We start from the raw sequence: 18,904 nt of genomic DNA on the forward strand, positions 1-18,904 counted from the left end.
CGGCCCCGGCTGCGCGCGATCAGCGCCCACGGGTGTGAAGGATCTGACCGCGGGCGGGTCCGGACCGGCGTGCAGCCGTAGCAGCTTTGCTACCCTATGCGGCGTTTCCACAGCCTCTGTGAGCCGCGCATGAGCATCTGTACCCGTTTTGCCCCGAGCCCTACCGGCTACCTGCACATCGGTGGTGCCCGAACGGCCCTGTTTGCCTGGCTGTACGCCCGCCATCACGGGGGCGAGTTCGTGCTGCGGATCGAGGATACCGACCTCGAGCGCAGCACCCCGGAGTCGGTGAATGCCATCCTCGAGGGCATGGCCTGGCTGGGCCTGACCTACGACCGCGGGCCGTTCTACCAGACCGAGCATTTCGCCCGCTACCGGGAGGTGATCCAGAAACTCCTGGATACCGGGCACGCCTACCACTGCTACTGTACCCGCGAGGAACTCGAGGTGATGCGTACCGAGCAGATGGAGCGCAAGGAGAAGCCCCGCTACGACGGCCGCTGCCGGCACCGCAAGGAGCCGCGCGAGGGCGTACAGCCGGTGGTGCGATTCCGCACGCCGGAGGAGGGGGTGACCATCGTCGACGACATGGTCCGGGGCAAGGTGGCGTTCCAGAACCACGAACTCGACGACCTGATCATCGCCCGCTCGGACGGCACGCCGACCTACAACCTGACGGTCGTCGTCGACGACATGGACATGAAGGTCACCCACGTGATCCGCGGCGACGACCATCTGAACAACACCCCGCGCCAGATCAACATCCTGCGCGCACTGGGGGCCGAGCCACCGCGCTATGGGCACCTGCCGATGATCCTGGGGCCGGACGGCCTGAAGCTGTCCAAGCGTCACGGTGCCGTCTCGGTGATGCAGTACCGCGACGAGGGCTATCTGCCCGAGGCCGTGCTGAACTACCTGGTCCGGCTCGGCTGGTCGCATGGCGATCAGGAGATCTTCACGCTGGACGAGTTGGTGCGGCTGTTCGACATCGCCGAGGTGAACCAGTCGGCATCGGCAATCAATCCGGAGAAGCTGCTGTGGCTGAACCAGCACTACATCCGCACGCTGGATCCCGATCACGTCGCGCGCGAACTGGGTTGGCACCTGGGCCAGATCGGCATCGACCCCTCCGAAGGCCCGGAGCCCAGGCAGGTGGTCCTCGCGCAGCGCGACCGCTGCCGGACCTTGCGCGAGATGGCCGAAGCCAGCGTGTTCTTCTACCGCGAGTTCACCGAGTACGACCCGAAGGCGTGGCGCAAGAACCTGACCGCCGAGGCCCTGCCGGTGCTGCAGGCGCTGCACGACGGCTTTCGCGCGCTCGGCGCCTGGGAGAAAGAGGCGCTGCACCAGGTCGTGCTTCACACCGGCGAGATGCTGGGGCTCAAGCTGGGGAAAGTCGCCCAGCCGCTGCGCGTTGCGCTGACGGGGGGCACCGCATCGCCGTCGATCGACCTGACCCTGGAACTGGTCGGCCGCGACCGCACGATCGCCCGCATCGAGCGCGCGCAGGCGAAGATTTCCGCAGAATCGGCTTGACAGCCTGCCGCCCCGTGGGTACATTGCGCGCTCGCCTTTCGGGGCCATAGCTCAGCTGGGAGAGCGCCTGCATGGCATGCAGGAGGTCGGCGGTTCGATCCCGCCTGGCTCCACCAAAAGGTGAAACGCGAGCAGGATATGCACAAGTTCGGGATGATATCCCTGTACCTGGGCCTGGTGCTCGGAGCCATCGGATTGATCGGTGGTTTTGGGCTGATGTTCGCCGGCAGCGATACCTGGGCCAAGCCCCTGATCGCGCTGGTGCCCATCGGGTTCCTGCTGGTGTTCACGGGCCTGGTCACGACCCTGCTGCACAGCCCCGATCAGGGGGCTGAGCCGAAAGGCCCGCCCGAGTAGTTGCAGTAGACGCTGCCTCTGCGTCCCCATCGTCTAGAGGCCTAGGACACCGCCCTTTCACGGCGGCGACCGGGGTTCGAATCCCCGTGGGGACGCCATCTTTTCAATTGCTTACAGAGTCTTGCGCGGGCTCCCACAGTTGTTCCCGGTCGGGCCAGAGGATGCAGGCGGGGGGCACCTGGACCTCAGGATTGTGCGCGGCGGCTCCGACCACCGAACGGGCCAGCTTGCGGATGAGCTTGATGCCTGCTGCTCCCCAGTCAGCAGCGCCCGCCGCTCACCATCGGCTAGTACGATCACGCGGTTCATCAGCCGCGGCTCCAGAGAAGCCGTTCGGCTGCTTGTGATTGCTAGTGGACATTATGCAGCCGTTTGAAACTTGATTTGCAACCCCAACGCTCTGGCGATTTTGGCCACTGTTGCAAAAGTGGGGTTCCCTTCTTCAGATAGGGCTTTATAAAGCCCCTCTCTGGAAATGCCAGCTTCCCTGGCTAGCTGGCTCATGTTCTTCGCTCGCGCGATCACTCCGAGAGCATGGATCATATAAGCAGGATCATCACCCCCTTCTTCTAAGACAGCTTCCAGGTAGGCTTGGATATCTTCCTCTGTTGTCAAATATTCAGCCGAATCCCAACGACTTAGCTTAACGGTCATTTATTGCGCCTCCAATTTCTGGGCCAATTCTTTCGCTTTCGCGATATCTTTGCTTTGGGAGCCTTTATCGCCGCCCGTTAGAAGAATCACGATAACTGAAGAGAGTTGGGTGAAGTAGACTCTATACCCGGGGCCACAGAATATGCGTAGCTCATGGATACCGTCTCCAACCGACTCGACATCGCCAAAATTACCCTGTTCAAGTCGGTCAATTCGAGCTTGAATTCGCGCCTTGGCCTGACGGTCCCGAAGCTTCCTGAACCAGCGGGCGAACTCTTCTGTCTTATAGACTTCCAGCATATGTCAACTCTAGTCAACAACCGTGAATATGTCAACCTTGGTTAACATTACGTCAATGCCGGTCCTGCCCGCTAACGCATGCTCAATGTAGACAAAGAGGTAGGTTCCCATCCCGCGAAAGCAATGGTGCAAGTCATTGAGGCAGTCACGCCAGTGAGAGGGCAAAGCCGGTGCGTCGGGCGGCAAGGGCGGTGGCGAGACCCAGCCGCGTTGCTCCAGCCATCGGCCTCCAGGAAGAATTCGCATGGGTAACGGCATCGCGAAGACTGCCGTTGTCGCGTGGCTGGCTCATGGCGTTCGCAGACCCGGATAGCGAGGAGTGGCATGTCTTGAGAGCGCCTATATTCCGGGTGCGCGTCGGCTTCTTTCAGCACTTCGGAATCCCGCTTTCGGTAGTATTTATCACAGTGCGGGAGTGGAAAGAAACGAAGGAATTTTTCATATGTCGAGTACCGTTATTCGTTAGCAGCCGACCTCAAGTGCGCGGCCCCAAAATTTCGCGATCGACATCGACCCTGCGATACCACACCGGTAAGGCGAATCGCCCGCGCAAAAGGTGCAGATAGGCGCGTGCTTCGTCGTCGATCTCTGCTTCCCCGACCACGATGAGTTCATGCGCGCGCTCAGCAGAGGGCCAATAGGCGTACTCCAGAAGCTGGCCGAGCGCAGTACGCACGCAGGACTGGACGGTCGGCGCAACCTTTACCTCATAGAATGCGAGTCCGCTGTCGCTGCGAACGGCGGCATCCACCCGAACCCCGAACGCGAGCGGGTGCTCGATGCGAACGTTGGCGGCACCCGCCTCCTGGCACAACAGTTCGTAGAGAGTGCGCTGGATGGTGCCGTGACGCAGGGCTACGTCAATGGTCCGCTCGGGCACCGTGGCAGTGGAGTATTCCGAGAATAAAGGGCAACCAGGACGAAACCGATCCGGCTCGCTCGGGGAAGGTGGAGCTCGCTCGGTGGACTCCACGAAGACATAGAGGGGAAGCAGCCTGTCGAAATCTGCCAGAATGGCCCGAACGTCCACCTGCTCAGGAGGTACGTACCGGCCCAACATGATAAAGGTGCCGGGCACGAGAAGCTCGTCCGGTATGGGACCAACGGCGCGGTCCTCGCTTCGTCCGGCGGCCCCGTGGTGCCACATCCGAAATCCGGGAAAGTCTTCTGCGTGGTTCCGAACGTAGTCGTTAAATCTGGCAACCTTTGGGAGAAGGGGATCGAGCGTGGGAAGCGTTTGGCTGAGTTCCAAGGAGAATGCCACGCCGTGCCGAATCTGTGCACCCGCAGCGAGGTATTCGGTCCCGATGTTGAACTGCAGCTCGGTTCGCCCCCCAACGTGAAACGCGTAGGTCTCGTGGACCGTCTGGCTCCCGAATATCGTGCGGGACGGGGCTCTTTTCAACGACCGCAGGCAAACTCGCATCTCCTGGAGCCTGCTGATCTCGAAGTCGCCTGAGGCCTCGTTCAGCGCTTGCGCCAATTCGTACATTTTCATACGTGCGTTTCCGCCGTAGGAACGCCGGTTACTCGGCGCCCCCGGCACAGTCCCGGACGTGCGGTGTTCCCGCATCCGGTTCCTCGGTCGTACTCGCTTTCGCGACGGACGATCCCCTGGCTATTATCCCCACTGGACACGGACCTGCCGCCAAGTTCAGGTGGCCCCGGGCAGGGTCCAGCGTAACCCAGGAAGGCGAACAGCGCTCGGGGTGGCGGAACGGGTGTGGCCGAGCCTGGGGTGTCCGAACGGCGGAGAGCAGCACGGTAAAATGCCCGTCGGCGTCCAGCGTGGGCACGCCGCCGCGCAGTGCGCCCGTTGGCACTGGGTGACCGGGTTGAAGTGGTCTACTTGTAGCGGACACCTCGTTAAGTCCCATGGCGACAGGCTGCTATTCGTCACGGACCAGGTCCACCAGGCTATTACACGGGGCTTCCCGTTGACGGCTACCTTGCGGATGCGCCGGGTCGGTCGTTCCCCCGTGCACCCGCTGGAGGATCTCCCGACGACGTTCGAGGAAACGCTGCCCTGCACCGATTGCCCAGGTATCGATTTTCACTTGAATCTTCGGGAGGACGGTGTCTACTTCCTACGTGAAACCTACCAGGATCGCGAGGGTCGTATCAGGCCCCTCCGAGCTCCTTCTCGATCTTCGCCCAGGTGTCGCGCAGGGTTACCGCGCGGTTGAAGATCGGCTGCTCCGGGGTGCTATCGAGATCGGGGGCGAAGTAGCCGAGGCGTTCGAACTGGAACGGCTGGCCGGGGGGCGCGTCGGCCAGCGTGGGTTCCAACCAAGCCGTGTCGAGGATCTCGAGCGACGCCGGGTTGAGGTGTTCGATGAAGTCGCGTTCCTTGTCGCCGCTCGGGTGTGGCACGTTGAACAGCCGGTCGTAGAGCCGAACCTCGGCGGGAATCGCGTGTTGTGCAGAAACCCAGTGGATCGTGCCCTTGACCTTGCGCTCGGCGTTCGGCTGCCCGGTGCGCGACTCCGGGTCGAGGCTGCAGCGCAGTTCGGTCACGTCGCCGGCGTCGTTCTTCACGACCTCGTCGCAGCGGACGATGAACGCGTTGCGCAGGCGCACCTCGCCGCTGGGCTTCAGGCGGAAGAATTTCTTCGGCGCGTCTTCCATGAAGTCGTCGCGTTCGATGAAGATCTCGCGGGTCATCGGTACCCGGCGGGAACCCATCTCGGGGTTCTGCGGGTGGTTGGCCGCGTCGAACCACTCGGTCTCGTTCTCGGGGAAGTTTGTCAGCACGACCTTGAGCGGCCGCAGCACGGCCATCCGGCGCGGCGCGTGAACGTTCAGGTCGTCGCGCAAATGCCGCTCGAGTACGCCGTAGGGAATGATCCCCTCGGACTTGGTGACGCCGATCTCGTTGCAGAAATTGCGAATCGACACCGGGGTGAAGCCACGCCGGCGCAGCCCCGCCAGCGTTGGCATGCGCGGGTCGTCCCAGCCGGCGACTTGGCCTTCGTCGACCAGCCGGGTCAGCCGGCGCTTCGAAAGCACGGTGAAATCGATGTTGAGCTTCGCGAACTCGATTTGCTGCGGCCGTGACGGTACCGGCAGGTGCTCGAGCAGCCAGTCGTACAGCGGGCGGTGGTCCTCAAACTCCATCGTGCACAGCGAGTGCGTGATGTGCTCGATCGCATCGCTCTGGCCGTGGGCGAAATCGTAGGTCGGGTAGAGCACCCAGTCGTCGCCGGTGCGATGATGGTGTTGCCGGCGGATCCGGTACAGTACCGGGTCGCGCAAATTGATGTTCGGCGACGCCATGTCGATCTTCGCGCGCAGCACATAGCGCCCGTCCGGAAACTCGCCGGCGCGCATGCGCTCGAGCAGGTCGCGGCTCTCGGCGGGCGGGCGATCGCGGTCGGGACTGTTGACCCCCGGTTCGGTCAGCGTGCCGCGCTGTGCGCGGATGGTGTCTGCGTCCTGTCCGTCGACATAGGCGAGGCCGTGATCGACCAGGTGCAGCGCGTAGCCGAACAGCGCCTCGAAGTAGTCCGAGGCGAAACACTCGTTTTCCCACTCGTACCCCAGCCAGCGCACATCCTCCTTGATCGAGTCGATGAAACGCTGTTCCTCCTTCGCCGGGTTGGTGTCGTCGAACCGAAGGTTGGTGTAACCCCCGAAGGCTGCAGCCATTGAGAAGTTCAGCACGATCGACTTCGCGTGGCCGATATGCAGGTATCCGTTGGGTTCCGGCGGGAAGCGGGTGACCACCCGGCTGTACAGCCCCGCGTCGACCTCCTTGCGAATGCGGTTGAGGATGAAATGTGCCGGCGCGCTCGTCGGTTCCGGGTGGTTCATGTCTGGTATTGCCCGCTGAAGCTGGCCGGTGATTGTATCGGGGGCGGCATGCCCGGGCTAGGGCGGGGCTCGCATCCACGGGGCGGCCGGGGCATGCGCGGTGTGCAGGCAAACCTCCGGGCGGTGCAGGCTTCGGTCAGCCGGGGGTCAGTCGGTTCCGGTATTCGACGCAAGCCAGGGCCAGGCGGGCGAGGTGGGAGGCGCTTCTCGCGCCCATTTTCTGCATCAGGTTCGCGCGGTGGATCTCGACCGTGCGTACGCTGACGTCGAGGTCGCGCGCGATCAGTTTGTTGGGCTTGCCGTCCAGCAGCTTTTCCAGCACCTCGCGCTCGCGCGGGGTCAGGGATCCCAGCCGCTCCTCGACCTCGGCGATGCCCGCGGCGCCTGCGCGCCGTTCCGCGTCCAGTGCCAGGGCATGTTCGACGCCCTCCAGCAGGGCGCTGTCGTGAAAGGGTTTCTCGAGGAAATCCAGGGCACCCTCGCTGACCGCCCGCACCGCCATCGGGATGTCGCCGTGGCCGGTGATGAAAATCACCGGCATGCCCACGGCTCGTGCCTTGAGTTCGCGCTGCAGCGTGAGCCCGTCCATGTCCGGCAGGCGCACGTCGAGGACGAGACAACCGGGAGTCTCGACATCGACGCAGTCCAGCAGAGACTGTGCATCCGCGCAGGCGGTGACACGGAAATCGGCGCTCTTCAGCAGCAGGCTCACGGCGGTACGGACGTCCGGGTCGTCGTCGACCAGGTAGACCTGTGGATATCTAGGGGCGGGCATCGCTGTGCTCCAGGGGCAGGGTGAAGCGGAACTCGGCGCCACCCTCGGGCATGTTGCTTACCGTCAGGCAGCCCCCGTGGGCCTCGACCAGCGACCGGCTGATCGAAAGTCCCAGGCCCAGGCCGTTCTCCTTCCAGGTGGAAAATGGGTCGAACAGGCCAGCCAGCCGGTACGGGGGGATGCCCGGGCCGTTGTCGCGGATGTGAAGCTGCAGGTGGTCCGCCTCGCGCTGCAGTCCGAGTTCGACCCGACCGTCCCGCCGGCCCTCGAGAGCCTCGATCGCGTTGCGCAACAGGTTCACCAGCACCTGCTCGATCTGGACCGGCGCGACCGTGACGGCAGGGAGATGAGGCTCGACCTTCAGCTCGAGTCGCAGGTGGCGGCTGCGGAACTCGGGACGCAGCAGATCGAGTACCGGGCGGACGAGCGCATCCGGACGGATCGTCCGGCGCTCGGGGGCCTGGCCGGCCGCAAAGGCGCGCATCTGACGTACGGTTTCGGCGGCGCGGTGTGCGCCGGCATCGAGCTGGGACAGCGCTTCGCCGAGTTCGTCCATCCGGCCGCGCTCGAGCAGCCGCTTGCTGGCCTGGGCATAGCTCGCCAGCGCGCACAGCGGCTGGTTCAGTTCGTGCGCCAGGCCTGCAGAGAGTTCACCGAGTGTGCTTAGCCGACCGGCCCGCGCCAGCTGATCGAGATGCCGGCGCGCGCGGGTTTCCGCGGCCTCGCGTTCGCCGCGCAGCGCGGTCAGCACCAGCCCGGTCAGTACCAGCAGCGCGAGCTGTGCATTCAGCGACAGCAGGCTCGTGTCCAGCCCCAGTTCGGCGAACGGCCCCAGACCCCAGCCGGTACCCGACAGCGCGATGCCGCCTCCGGCCAGCATCAGGGTCGTGGTGACCTGAACCGGGCAGCGCAGTGCCGCGAGCATCACCAGCGGGAAGGCCGCATAGGACAGCGGCATCGCGACGCCTGCGGGCAGGAACCCCGAATACACGACAGCAGTCACCGAGATCAGGCTCGCGATCAACAGGAAGCCCTTCAGGTAGGCCCGGTCCGTCGGCCGTGCCAAAGGAGCACCGAGCCAGGTCATCAGCACCGGTGCGACCAGTGCGAGCCCCATCAGATCCGCCATCCAGCACAGCCACCAGGTGTCGGTGAAACTGAGCTCGTCCATGCCTACCGCGATGCCCCAGGCACCGGCGGTCGCGGCCAGCCCCGATCCGGTCAGGGCTCCGACACTCAGCAGCAAACCGACATCGCGCAGGCGTTCCAGTCGTGGCGAGAACCCGAGACGGTGCAACGCATAGGCGCCCAGCGCCACACCGGCCATGGTTGCGGTGACGGTGCCGAGGGTTTCCAGTAGCGGGACCATGTCGCCCGTGAATTGCCATGCGACCAGCGCGGATGCGAAACCCACTGCGGGTATCAGGCGATATCCGTACAGGTAGACGAAGGCCAGTCCGACCCCGGTGGCCGGCCAGACCAGCGGGATGCCGTGCGCATCGGGTGTAAAGACGAAGCCCCACAGTCCCACCGCGTAGTACAGTGCGACCAGCATGACACTGCGCCCGGCCAGCCAGACCCAGGGCAGGGCGGCGGGCCGGGCAGTCCACGGCTGCGGGACGGGGATCGGGGCTGTCGGCATCGGGCATGTCCATCAGAAACCGGCTTACGCCCCGTAGTGTAGGTGCGCCGGGCCGCCAATGGCGATACGGGTTTTCCCGTACAGGATCGCCAGCGTTCGGAAGCATCCGTGGCGGCCCCGCAGCCCAGTGCCAGGGGGGGGCTGGTGTGCCACGCGCGCCGATCGTAGGCTGGGACGGGCAGGGCGATCGCCGGGTGGGGAAAAAGGAACCCGGCGCTCGGCCGGGTCAACGATCCCTGTGATGGTTCGGGCCACCTCGCTGCGCGCCATGACCCGTCCGGTAGAGTCACGTGCGAACGCGGAAGTTTCTTGGCGAACGACAGCTGAGCGGGTTTTTTCTGATGGGAAGTCAGGAGGCACGAGGATGGGCGTGATGAACGGGTCCGCGGGGTTCGCACTCGATGCACGGCTCCAGCGGGACAGCATCGCGGTGGGCGAACTGGCGCTGTGCCGCCTGCTGTTGATGCGCAATGCCGATTATCCGTGGTTCGTCCTGGTGCCGCGCCGGGCGGACGTGACCGAGCTTCACCATCTGCCGATCGCGCAGGCCGTGCAGTTGCTCGAAGAATCGCGAGCGCTGTCGGCCGCCATGGCGGCCGCCTTTGTGCCCCGGTGCCTGAACGTGGCCAAGTTGGGCAACGTGGTGGAACAGCTCCATCTTCACCATGTCGCTCGGGTACCGGAGGATCCGGCGTGGCCTGGGCCGATCTGGGGTCGCGCGGCTGCGCGGCTGCACGATCCGCGCAGTGCCGATGCGGTGATCACCCGGCTCCTGGGCCACCTGACCCTGCCCCTGTGCTGATGCCGGCGCTGCGGATTGTTGTCGGGTGTCTGATCGCGCTGCTGCTGGCCGCCTGTGGCCGAATACAGGTGCAGCCGGCCGGTCCGCCGGTGCAGGAGCCGGAACTGCGCAATGCGGCGGCGGTGATGGCCGACGGATACCGCCTGCCGATCCACCGATGGGTTCAGGATCGAGCACCCGACACGGTCGTGCTGGGCCTGCACGGCTTCGGGGACTACGGCCAGGCCTATGCCGCTCTCAAGGAGGCACTCGTGGACACCGGGCTGGCTGCGGTTTACGCCTACGATCAGCGCGGCTTCGGTGCCACCGAACGGCCGGGTATCTGGGCCGGTGGCGAGACGCTGGCGGCCGATCTGCATGCGGTCGTGGAACTGCTGCGCCAGCGGTATCCGGACGCCCGGATCGTGCTGGTGGCCGAGAGCATGGGGGGTGCAGTGACCCTGCGCGCGCTGGCGAACGATCCGGTGCCGGATGTCGACGGGGTGATCCTGCTCGCCCCGGCGGTCTGGGGCGAGCAGACGATGCCCTGGTACCAGCGGCTGGGTCTTGCCGTGATGCTGCGGATCGCCCCCGGTGCGACATTCTCCGGCGACGCGGTGGCCGACCTCGGGATCCGGCCGACCGATGATCCGGAGGTGATCGAAGCCCTCAGGCGGGACCCGATGGTGCAGAAGGAGGCCCGGGTCGACACGCTGCACGGCGTGACCGAACTGATGACGGAGGTGTTCGACGGACCGGCCCGGTTCCCGGTGCCCACGCTGCTGCTCTACGGCCTGCGGGACCAGGTGATTCCGCCAGGGCCGGTCTGCGAGTGGCTGGGCCGCGTGTCCGCAACGGAAGGCGACCGCTTCCGGATGGTGCTGTATCCCGACGGCTACCACATGCTGACGCGTTACCTCGGCGCCACGGATCCGTTGACGGACATCGCCGCCTGGCTCGAGAACTCTCAGGCGGGGGTTCATCGCGGCGCCGAGGTGGACCTGGAACAGGCCCGTAACCGTATCTGCGCGTTGCCTTCGAAAGGTCTCCGGGAACGCCGCCGACGGTGAGCGCCGGTCGCGCTCTTGCCGCGCGCTGGAGCCGTCGCGGGCCGGAGTGCAACGCGGGCACAAAAAAGCCCGATCCTCGCGGATCGGGCCTGGCATTTCGAACCGGCTGGGTGTTCCAGCCGGTCGTCTACATGCCTTACTCGGCCTCGGCCGGAGCCTGCTGCTGCGGAGCCGGCGCGCCCCACGGACCACCGTAGTACGGGGCACCGTAGTGCGGGGCGTAGCCGTAGCCGTACGGACGACCGTAGCCATAGTAGTCGCCGTAGCCATGACCGCGGCCATAGCCGTGGCCGCGACCGCGGGCGGTGAAGTCGAAGTCGCCGAACATGTCGCCGAGGCCGAACCAGTCACCCAGACCGCGACCATACCCCGGGCCGTAGCCGTAGCCGGGACCGTAGTGCGGGCCGTAGCCGTAGCCCGGGCCGCCCCACCAGGCGCTGGACTGCATGGGGATCGCAAACGCACCGACCAGAGCGGCAGCCGCCAGAACCTTCATCGCTTTACGCATATCGAATCTCCTTAGGTTGTGATAGCCCTTGAGTGTACTCGTACATCCCGTACCACAGAGGTACTTCCTGTCATGCCCCGCCGGTGCGAAGGGCGCACACCGATGGGCTCGGAAAAGGTGAACCACTATTAAAGACGCCCCACCGCGGGTTTTCAAGGTGGTAGTGCCACCCCCGGCTAAGCATCAGTTGCTGCTTATATTATGGAAATGTTACCGGGCGATTGTGATCCAGATCAAGGTTTTCGGCAGAACTCTGGAGGCTCTGTGGCCCTGCTTTCGAAGACCCTCGGTTCTCCATTGTGTTAGCGCTCAAACCTTCCATCGGTTCACAGATAAACGCCGTGAAACACGGATTCCTCGGGCCAGACCGCCGATGCCGACAGGATGCCAGGATCCTCCTCGGCCCGCGTGCTGTCCTGCGGGCGAGGTTCAGCCGGCGCTTCGCCCGGACGGCGCATCCGGGGGTATCGGCAGGCCGGCCTCCCGCAGCCAGTCGCAGAGACGGATCAGGGGCAGGCCGATCAGCGCGGTGGGGTCTTCGCCCTCCATGCGCCTGAACAGGGCGATGCCGAGCCCCTCGGACCGGAAGCTGCCCGCGCAGTCATACGGCCGATCGACACGGAGGTAGCGCTCGATCTCCTCGGACGCGAGCGAACGCATCTCCACCGCATACGGTACCGTCTCCAACCACTGCCGGTTGCCGGCGCTGTCGATCAAGCACAGGCCAGTGTAGAAGACCACTCGCCGGCCGGACAGCGCCGCCAACTGCTCGCTGGCGCGCTCGTGGGAGCCGGGCTTGCCGAGGATCCGGCCGTTCACCGCCGCGCACTGGTCGGAGCCGATGACCAGAGCCGCGGGATGATCGCGTGCCACGTCGGCGGCCTTGGCCGCGGCCAGTCGTGCCACCATCGCCTCCGGGGCTTCGTTGGGGAACGGCGACTCGTCGATCCCGGGGGCTGCGGTCTGGAAGTCCAGACCGAGCCGCTGCAGCAGCGCCCTGCGGTACGAGGAGGTCGAGGCCAGTACCAGGGGCCGGGCAGGCGCCATTCAGGCCTCGATCTCGATCAGTGCGTCATCCGGATTCGCGGCCTGGCCCTTGGTCACGTTCACCGCCTTCACGACGCCGGTAACCGGCGCGGGAATCTCCGATTCCATCTTCATCGCCTCGAGCACCAGTACCGGATCGCCGGCGGTGACCTGTTGTCCCTCGGAAACCAGCACGTCGATCACGGTACCGGGCATCGAGGTGGTCACGTCCCCGGGGCGGGTGGCCCGGCGGGGGTGGCCCTTGCGCGCTCGCTTGCCCGTGTCACTGCGGCTGACCGTGGCCGGGGCCAGGTCGATCTCGTCCAGGGTTTCCAGCAGCACCTCTTCGGGCAGGCCGTCCACCGTCACGTAGAGCGGTCGCGAATCCTCCCGGCGGTGGCCGCTGCCGGTAACCTTGATGTGGTAGGTCTCGCCATGGAAGGTCACGTTGAACTCGACCGGGGCGGGGCAGCCCTCGGCCGTGGTTGCCTGCGGCGGGTTCAGCGGTTCGGGAACCAAGGTGCCCTCGGCGCGCTGTTCGAGGAACTGCCGGCCGATCTCGGGGAACAGGGCGTAGGTGAGCACGTCCTCCTCGTTCACCGCGAGTTCGGCGACGTCCGCGCGCAACTGATCCATCTCCGGGGCGATCCGGTCCGCCGGGCGGCATTCGACGACCTCGGCATTGCCGATCGCTTTGCCACGGATGATCGGGTTCACCGGACCGGGCGTGCGGCCGTAATGACCCATCAGGTAATGCTTCACCTCGTTGGTGATCACCTTGTAGCGTTCGCCGGCGAGAATGTTCATCACCGCCTGCGTGCCGACGATCTGGGACGTCGGTGTGACCAGCGGCGGATAGCCGAGAGCCTCGCGTACCTTCGGGATCTCGACCAGCACCGCGTCGAACTGATCCAGCGCGTCCTGGTCCCGGAGCTGATTCGCGAGGTTGGAGATCATGCCGCCGGGAACCTGATTGGTCTGGACCCGCGTGTCGACGCCGGTATAGCCGCTCTCGAAGCGCGCGTATTTCTTGCGCACCTCGCGGAAGTAGGCGCCGATCTCCTGCAGTGCGGCCAGGTCCAGCCCGGTGTCGAAGCGGGTACCCGCGAGCGCGGCGACCATGCTTTCGGTGGGCGGGTGGCTGGTGCCGCCGGCGAACGCGGAGATGGCCGTCTCGATGTGCCGGCACCCGGCCTCGATCGCCTGCCAGTGGCACAGCTCGGACAGACCGGAGGTGGCATGGGCATGCAGGTGGATCGGCACGTCGACCGCGTCGACCAGGTCGGTGACCAGTTCGTGGGTCGCACTCGGGGTGAGCAGCCCCGCCATGTCCTTGATCGCGACGCTCTGGGCGCCCATTTCGACCATCTCGCGCGCCATCGCCACGAACTGGCGCGGGGTATGTACCGGGCTGGTGGTATAGCAGATCGTGCCCTGCGCATGCGCGTCGGCCTCGCGGGTGGCCTCGATCGCCACGCGCAGGTTGCGGATGTCGTTCATCGCGTCGAAGATGCGGAAGATCGCGATGCCACCGGCCGCGCTGCGTTGCACGAAGCTGCGCACCACGTCGTCCGCATAGTGGCGGTAACCCAGCAGGTTCTGGCCGCGCAAAAGCATCTGCAGCGGTGTATTCGGCAGGGCCGCCTTCAGCCGGTGCAGCCGTTCCCAGGGATCCTCCTTCAGGAAGCGTATGCAGGCGTCAAAGGTGGCGCCGCCCCACGCCTCGAGCGAGTGGAAGCCGATCCGGTCCAGCTGCGCACAGATCGGCAGCATGTCCTCGGTGCGCAGGCGGGTCGCGATCAGGCTCTGGTGGCCATCGCGCAGGGTGACATCCGTAATGTGAACTCGGCTCATGGAGGTGTCCTACAGGCCGTGATGTGCGGCGAGGGCCGCTGCGATGGCGACGGCGACGTTGCGGTTGGAACGCGTCGCCGGGCTCTGCGTCAGCTCGGGGTGGGCTGCGATGAACCCGGTGTCGAAATTGCCGGTCTTGAAAGCCGGGTGGTTTACGATCGCAAGGTGGTACGGGATCGTGGTCTTGACCCCGAACACGCCGATGTCGCGCAGTGCCCGGTCGGCCCGGCTCAGCAGCAGCTCCCAATCCAGCGCCCAGCAGATCAGCTTTGCACACATCGAGTCGTAGTGCGGCGGAATCTGGTAGCCGGTATAAATCGCACCGTCGGTCCGGATCCCGGGACCGCCCGGCGCGAAATAGCGCGTGATGCGTCCGAAACTCGGCAGGAAGTCGTGTTCCGGATCCTCGGCGTTGATTCGGAATTCAATCGCGAAGCCGCGCCGGCTGATCTGGTCCTGACGGTAGCGAAGCGGCAGACCGCGGGCGACCCGCAGCTGTTCCTGCACGATGTCGATACCGGTGATCATCTCCGTTACCGGATGTTCTACTTGAAGTCGCGTATTCATCTCCATGAAATAGAATGATCCATCGTGGTCGAGAAGGAACTCGACCGTGCCGGCATTCTGGTACCCGACGGCCTGCGCCGCGCGCACCGCCAGTTCGCCGACATGGCTGCGCTGCTTCTCGCTCAGCTGCGGTGACGGCGCGATCTCGACCAGTTTCTGGTGGCGGCGCTGGATCGAGCAGTCGCGCTCGTACAGGTGGGCCACGTGCCCGTGGGCATCGGCGAGGATCTGAACCTCGATGTGCCGGGGGTTTACGATCGCCTTTTCCAGGAAGATCTCGGTACTGCCGAATGCGCGCGTTGCCTCGGAGCGAACGCGTTCGTAGTTGCGCTCCAGGCTCGCCGGGTCGGTGCACAGACGAATGCCGCGGCCGCCGCCGCCGTTGGTCGCCTTCAGCATCACCGGGTACCCGACCTTCTCGGCCGTTGCCAGCGCGGCCTCCAGGCTCTCGAGGTTGCCATCCGAGCCGGGCACCACCGGAACCCCGGCCTCGATCATCGCGGCACGCGCGGCGACCTTGTCGCCCATGCGACGGATCACCTCCGGCGACGGGCCGACGAAGCGGATGCCGCGGGATTCGCAGGCCTCCGCGAAGTCGGGGTTTTCGGACAGAAAGCCGTAGCCCGGGTGCACCGCGTCGCAGCCGGCGGCGCGGGCGACGTTGATCAACCGGTGCATGTTCAGGTACCCGCCGAGCGTGTCCGGGCCGATTGAATACGATTCGTCCGCCTTCTTCACGTGCAGCGCGTGGCGGTCGGCATCGGTGAACACGGCCACGGAAGTGATGCCAGTCTCGGCACAGGCGCGGATGAGCCGGACCGCGATTTCACCGCGGTTGGCGATAAGCAGCTTGCGGATGCGGATCACGCCCAGTGCCCCGTCGGGAGTTGCGAGAATGCAGTATCCGCAAGGACCCGCGCGGCTGCAAGTAAGCCTCTGTTCGCTTTGACAGAAACCCCTTGCGCGGGTATATTCCGCGCCCTTGACATGACCCGTATTCCCGTTTCCCTGGATCCGTTCCTGCCGCGTGCGCTGAATCAGCGCTGGGAAGGCGATTATTCCGCCAAGGATCTGCCGCGGGTGGCCGCGGCAGCCCGGGGGGCGGATGTGACGGTGCATGCCGCATTGACGATCGTGAAGGGTGCGCTGGGCGAGATCCGGCTGCGCGGCACGATCGAAGGCAGCGTGGGGCAGCAATGCCAGCGCTGCCTGCAGCCCATGCGCTGGCAGTTCCGGCTGGCCCCGGACGTGGCCCTGGTCCGCCCCGGTGTGCCGTCCGCGGATTTGGGTGCGGGCGAGGAGACGGTGGAAGTCGAGGAGGACGGCCTGTTCCGGCCGGCGGGTTTCGTCGAAGACGAGATCCTGCTCGCCTGGCCGCTTTCGCCCCGCCACGAAGACTGCAGCGCCGGTCACGGACGCGAGTTCGAGCCGGGCGCTGTCTCGGCCGAGGAGAGCCCGTTCGCGGTGCTGAAGGGTATGCGCAAGGGCACTTCCTGACTCGCGCCGCCCGGCGATCGGAGTTACACAACACGCCCCGGGCCGTCCCGGGACGAGCATACTGGAGAAGGAATCATGGCAGTCCAACAGGCCCGTACCACCCCTTCCAAGCGCGGCATGCGGCGTTCCCACGACGCGCTCAAGCCCGCCACCCTATCGATCGAGCCCACCACGGGCGAGGTGCATCGCAGACATCATGTGTCGCCCGACGGCTTCTACCGCGGCCGCCAGGTGATCGAAAAGGACGTCGCGATCGACGACGACGAGGATTGACGCCGGTTCGCAGTTTCGGCCTTACTTGGGTCGGGTGTAGTTCGCTTTCCCGGCCCGTTTCCCACACACTTATCCGGTCGTTGATTCCCGTATGCCGCTCTTCGGCGGCACCCTGTGGCTGCCGGGCCCGGTGGCTGGCATCCGGCGCACGGTGAAGCACCGCGCCGTGTCTGCATACCGCCCGGGGCGCCGACGCCGAGGTGCCCGAGCGCGAACGCCCCAGGGACGGACAGGACGAGGGCAGGTCGCATCGGCATGAGCCACAGGTACACCATTGCGCTGGACGTGATGAGCGGAGACCATGGAGCCTCCGTGGTGATGCCTGCGGCGCTCGGTGCGCTGCAGGAAACGCCGGATATCCGGCTGGTGCTGGTCGGCGACGAGGCGGTGATCGCCGCCCACATGCGCCACTGGCCCGAACCGGTGAAGCCGCGGGCCGAGATCCTGCATGCCTCGCAGACCGTGGGCATGGAGGAACTCCCGGCGGTCGCGCTGCGCAACAAGAAGGACTCCTCGATGCGCAGAGCCATCGACCTGGTCAAGCAGGGCGACGCCGAGGCCTGCGTCAGCGCCGGCAATACCGGGGCGCTGATGGCGACCGCCCGCTACGTGCTGAAAACGCTGGCCGGGATCGACCGTCCGGCGATTGCGACCGCGCTGCCGTCCCTGTTCGGCCACACCCACATGCTCGATCTCGGCGCGAATGTCGATGTCGAGGCCGCGCACCTCTACCAGTTCGCGGTGATGGGATCGGTGCTGGTGACCGCCATCGACAACAACGACGCGCCCCGGGTCGGCCTGCTGAACATCGGTTCGGAGGCCATCAAGGGGAACGATCGCGTGCGCGAGGCGGCGCACCTTCTGGAGCGCTCGTCGCTGAACTACATCGGCTTCGTCGAAGGCAACGATGTCTACTGCAGCGATGTCGACGTGGTGGTCTGCGACGGTTTCGTCGGCAATGTCGCGCTGAAGACCAGCGAGGGCGTGGCCCGGATGATTCTCGAGAACATCCGCGGCGAGTTCAAGCGTTCCTGGTTGACCCGGCTGCGCGGACTGGTAGCGCTGCCGGTGCTGAGCCGGTTCCGCAGCCGCATCGATCCCCGGCGCTACAACGGGGCATCGCTGCTCGGTCTGCAGGGCATCGTCATCAAGAGCCACGGCGGCGCCGATGCGCTGGCATTCCAGAATGCCGTCCGAATCGCACGCAAGGAGGCCGAGGCCAACGTTCCACAGCGGATCGACAAACAGCTCGGCCGTCTGCTGCGACAGGAGGTGGAAGTGTGAGCTTTGCACGGATTGCCGGCACCGGGAGCTACCTGCCGGAGGGCATTCTCACCAACGCCGACCTCGAAAGGATGGTCGATACCAGTGACGAGTGGATCGTGGACCGTACCGGGATCCGTATCCGCCACATGGCCGCGCCCGGCGAGGTGACCTCCGACCTGGCCCTGCATGCCTCCCGGCGGGCACTGGAGGCGGCGGGCCTGACCGCCGCCGAGCTGGATCTGATCCTGGTCGCGACGACGACCCCGGACCAGATTTTTCCGAGCACCGCGTGCCTGCTGCAGGCGAAGCTGGAGGTCGGCGGTTGCCCCGCGTTCGACGTGCAGGCGGTCTGCAGCGGGTTTGTGTACGCACTGGCCACCGCCGACCAGTTCATCCGTACCGGCCAAAGCCGCCACGTGCTGGTGGTCGGGGCCGAGACGCTATCGAGGATCACCGACTACACCGACCGCAGCAACTGCATCCTCTGGGGTGACGGTGCCGGCGCGGTGGTGCTGTCGCGGTCGGACGAGCCGGGGATCATCTCCACCCACCTGCACGCCGACGGATCCCAGCGGTCGCTGCTGGAGGTGCCGGGCGGCATATCGCGCAACGACGTCGAGGACACTAAGATACGGATGGAAGGGCGCGCGGTCTTCCGGGTGGCCGTGAACACCCTGGACCAGATCGTTGACGAGACGCTGGCGCACAACGGGATCGCCAAGTCGGATCTCGATTGGCTGGTGCCGCACCAGGCCAACATCCGCATCATCCAGGCGACTGCGAAAAAGCTGGCGATGTCGATGGACCACGTCGTGGTTACCGTCGATACCCATGGCAATACCTCGGCAGCATCGATCCCGCTGGCGCTCGACGTCGCGGTGCGCGACGGGCGCATCAAACCCGGGGATCTGATCCTGACCGAGGCCTTCGGCGGCGGATTCACCTGGGGCGCGGCGCTGATTCGCATGTGAGGGCTGCTGGTGGC

At 65.6% G+C, this 18,904-nt stretch carries 19 protein-coding genes and 2 tRNA genes; 11 read left to right on the forward strand and 10 right to left on the reverse strand.

The features are described 5' to 3' along the window. The first annotated feature begins 129 nt into the window (after positions 1 to 129). From gltX to TVNIR_RS06350, 4 genes are all read left to right on the forward strand, one after another. Positions 130 to 1,536, forward strand: a complete 1,407-nt coding sequence (gene gltX, locus TVNIR_RS06335) for a glutamate--tRNA ligase (protein WP_043739461.1) — start codon at positions 130 to 132, stop codon at positions 1,534 to 1,536. A 40-nt stretch (positions 1,537 to 1,576) separates the two neighbouring features. Next, positions 1,577 to 1,652 (forward strand) — tRNA-Ala (locus TVNIR_RS06340). A gap of 22 nt (positions 1,653 to 1,674) precedes the next feature. Then, complete coding sequence (locus TVNIR_RS06345) at positions 1,675 to 1,893, forward strand: hypothetical protein (protein WP_015258168.1); 219 nt, start codon at positions 1,675 to 1,677, stop codon at positions 1,891 to 1,893. A gap of 22 nt (positions 1,894 to 1,915) precedes the next feature. Next, positions 1,916 to 1,991, forward strand: a tRNA-Glu gene (locus TVNIR_RS06350). Between the two features lie 262 nt (positions 1,992 to 2,253). Here TVNIR_RS06350 and TVNIR_RS19700 read toward each other — a convergent pair. The 3 genes from TVNIR_RS19700 to TVNIR_RS06365 form a co-directional block, all read right to left on the reverse strand. Further along, positions 2,254 to 2,547, reverse strand: coding sequence for an addiction module antidote protein (locus TVNIR_RS19700; RefSeq protein WP_058933125.1), 294 nt, complete (start codon positions 2,545 to 2,547; stop codon positions 2,254 to 2,256). Then, on the reverse strand, positions 2,548 to 2,847 hold the full coding sequence (locus TVNIR_RS19705; protein WP_043739463.1) for a type II toxin-antitoxin system RelE/ParE family toxin: 300 nt from the start codon (positions 2,845 to 2,847) through the stop codon (positions 2,548 to 2,550). A 475-nt stretch (positions 2,848 to 3,322) separates the two neighbouring features. Then, positions 3,323 to 4,345 (reverse strand): hypothetical protein, encoded by a 1,023-nt coding sequence (locus TVNIR_RS06365; RefSeq protein ID WP_052316621.1) that lies wholly within the window; start codon positions 4,343 to 4,345, stop codon positions 3,323 to 3,325. A 457-nt stretch (positions 4,346 to 4,802) separates the two neighbouring features. On the opposite strand from TVNIR_RS06365, the gene TVNIR_RS21250 reads away from it, so the two are divergent. Continuing rightward, positions 4,803 to 5,033: a copper resistance protein NlpE N-terminal domain-containing protein gene (locus tag TVNIR_RS21250; protein WP_157092341.1), complete on the forward strand. Its 231-nt coding sequence runs from the start codon at positions 4,803 to 4,805 to the stop codon at positions 5,031 to 5,033. Here TVNIR_RS21250 and TVNIR_RS06370 read toward each other — a convergent pair. The 3 genes from TVNIR_RS06370 to TVNIR_RS06380 form a co-directional block, all read right to left on the reverse strand. Then, positions 4,969 to 6,660 (reverse strand): glutamine--tRNA ligase/YqeY domain fusion protein, encoded by a 1,692-nt coding sequence (locus tag TVNIR_RS06370; protein ID WP_015258170.1) that lies wholly within the window; start codon positions 6,658 to 6,660, stop codon positions 4,969 to 4,971. The two genes, TVNIR_RS21250 and TVNIR_RS06370, sit on opposite strands and share 65 nt — an antisense overlap. A 136-nt stretch (positions 6,661 to 6,796) precedes the next feature. Continuing rightward, complete coding sequence (locus tag TVNIR_RS06375; RefSeq protein WP_015258171.1) at positions 6,797 to 7,435, reverse strand: response regulator transcription factor; 639 nt, start codon at positions 7,433 to 7,435, stop codon at positions 6,797 to 6,799. Further along, on the reverse strand, positions 7,422 to 9,077 hold the full coding sequence (locus TVNIR_RS06380) for an ATP-binding protein (RefSeq protein WP_083499379.1): 1,656 nt from the start codon (positions 9,075 to 9,077) through the stop codon (positions 7,422 to 7,424). Before TVNIR_RS06380 ends, TVNIR_RS06375 begins: the two co-directional genes overlap by 14 nt. Positions 9,078 to 9,441: 364 nt before the next feature. Here TVNIR_RS06380 and TVNIR_RS06385 point away from each other — a divergent pair, with 364 nt between their 5' ends. Further along, positions 9,442 to 9,879, forward strand: a complete 438-nt coding sequence (locus TVNIR_RS06385; RefSeq protein WP_015258173.1) for an HIT domain-containing protein — start codon at positions 9,442 to 9,444, stop codon at positions 9,877 to 9,879. After that, positions 9,879 to 10,928 carry an alpha/beta fold hydrolase gene (locus TVNIR_RS06390; protein ID WP_043740298.1) on the forward strand — a complete coding sequence of 350 codons (1,050 nt, stop codon included), beginning with the start codon at positions 9,879 to 9,881 and terminating at the stop codon, positions 10,926 to 10,928. The genes TVNIR_RS06385 and TVNIR_RS06390 overlap by 1 nt, the downstream gene beginning before the upstream one ends. A 136-nt stretch (positions 10,929 to 11,064) precedes the next feature. Here TVNIR_RS06390 and TVNIR_RS06395 read toward each other — a convergent pair whose 3' ends face one another. The 4 genes from TVNIR_RS06395 to TVNIR_RS06410 form a co-directional block, all read right to left on the reverse strand. Next, the gene (locus TVNIR_RS06395; protein ID WP_006747716.1) at positions 11,065 to 11,436 is read right to left on the reverse strand and encodes a sulfur globule family protein; all 372 of its coding nucleotides are present in this window, start codon (positions 11,434 to 11,436) and stop codon (positions 11,065 to 11,067) included. A gap of 429 nt (positions 11,437 to 11,865) precedes the next feature. After that, positions 11,866 to 12,483, reverse strand: a complete 618-nt coding sequence (locus TVNIR_RS06400) for a Maf family protein (protein WP_015258176.1) — start codon at positions 12,481 to 12,483, stop codon at positions 11,866 to 11,868. After that, positions 12,484 to 14,316 carry a sodium-extruding oxaloacetate decarboxylase subunit alpha gene (gene oadA / locus TVNIR_RS06405; RefSeq protein WP_015258177.1) on the reverse strand — a complete coding sequence of 611 codons (1,833 nt, stop codon included), beginning with the start codon at positions 14,314 to 14,316 and terminating at the stop codon, positions 12,484 to 12,486. A gap of 9 nt (positions 14,317 to 14,325) precedes the next feature. After that, positions 14,326 to 15,750 (reverse strand): acetyl-CoA carboxylase biotin carboxylase subunit, encoded by a 1,425-nt coding sequence (locus TVNIR_RS06410; protein ID WP_015258178.1) that lies wholly within the window; start codon positions 15,748 to 15,750, stop codon positions 14,326 to 14,328. A gap of 120 nt (positions 15,751 to 15,870) precedes the next feature. Between TVNIR_RS06410 and TVNIR_RS06415 the strand changes: the two genes are divergently transcribed. From TVNIR_RS06415 to TVNIR_RS06430, 4 genes are all read left to right on the forward strand, one after another. Next, positions 15,871 to 16,380: a YceD family protein gene (locus tag TVNIR_RS06415; RefSeq protein ID WP_015258179.1), complete on the forward strand. Its 510-nt coding sequence runs from the start codon at positions 15,871 to 15,873 to the stop codon at positions 16,378 to 16,380. A 75-nt stretch (positions 16,381 to 16,455) separates the two neighbouring features. Next, positions 16,456 to 16,653 (forward strand): 50S ribosomal protein L32, encoded by a 198-nt coding sequence (gene rpmF / locus TVNIR_RS06420; RefSeq protein WP_015258180.1) that lies wholly within the window; start codon positions 16,456 to 16,458, stop codon positions 16,651 to 16,653. A gap of 255 nt (positions 16,654 to 16,908) precedes the next feature. Next, on the forward strand, positions 16,909 to 17,937 hold the full coding sequence (gene plsX, locus TVNIR_RS06425; protein WP_015258181.1) for a phosphate acyltransferase PlsX: 1,029 nt from the start codon (positions 16,909 to 16,911) through the stop codon (positions 17,935 to 17,937). Beyond that, the gene (locus TVNIR_RS06430; RefSeq protein ID WP_015258182.1) at positions 17,934 to 18,890 is read left to right on the forward strand and encodes a beta-ketoacyl-ACP synthase III; all 957 of its coding nucleotides are present in this window, start codon (positions 17,934 to 17,936) and stop codon (positions 18,888 to 18,890) included. The genes plsX and TVNIR_RS06430 overlap by 4 nt, the downstream gene beginning before the upstream one ends. Positions 18,891 to 18,904 lie beyond the last annotated feature (14 nt).

The sequence above is a fragment of the Thioalkalivibrio nitratireducens DSM 14787 genome (genome assembly GCF_000321415.2).
GTDB lineage: Bacteria > Pseudomonadota > Gammaproteobacteria > Ectothiorhodospirales > Ectothiorhodospiraceae > Thioalkalivibrio > Thioalkalivibrio nitratireducens.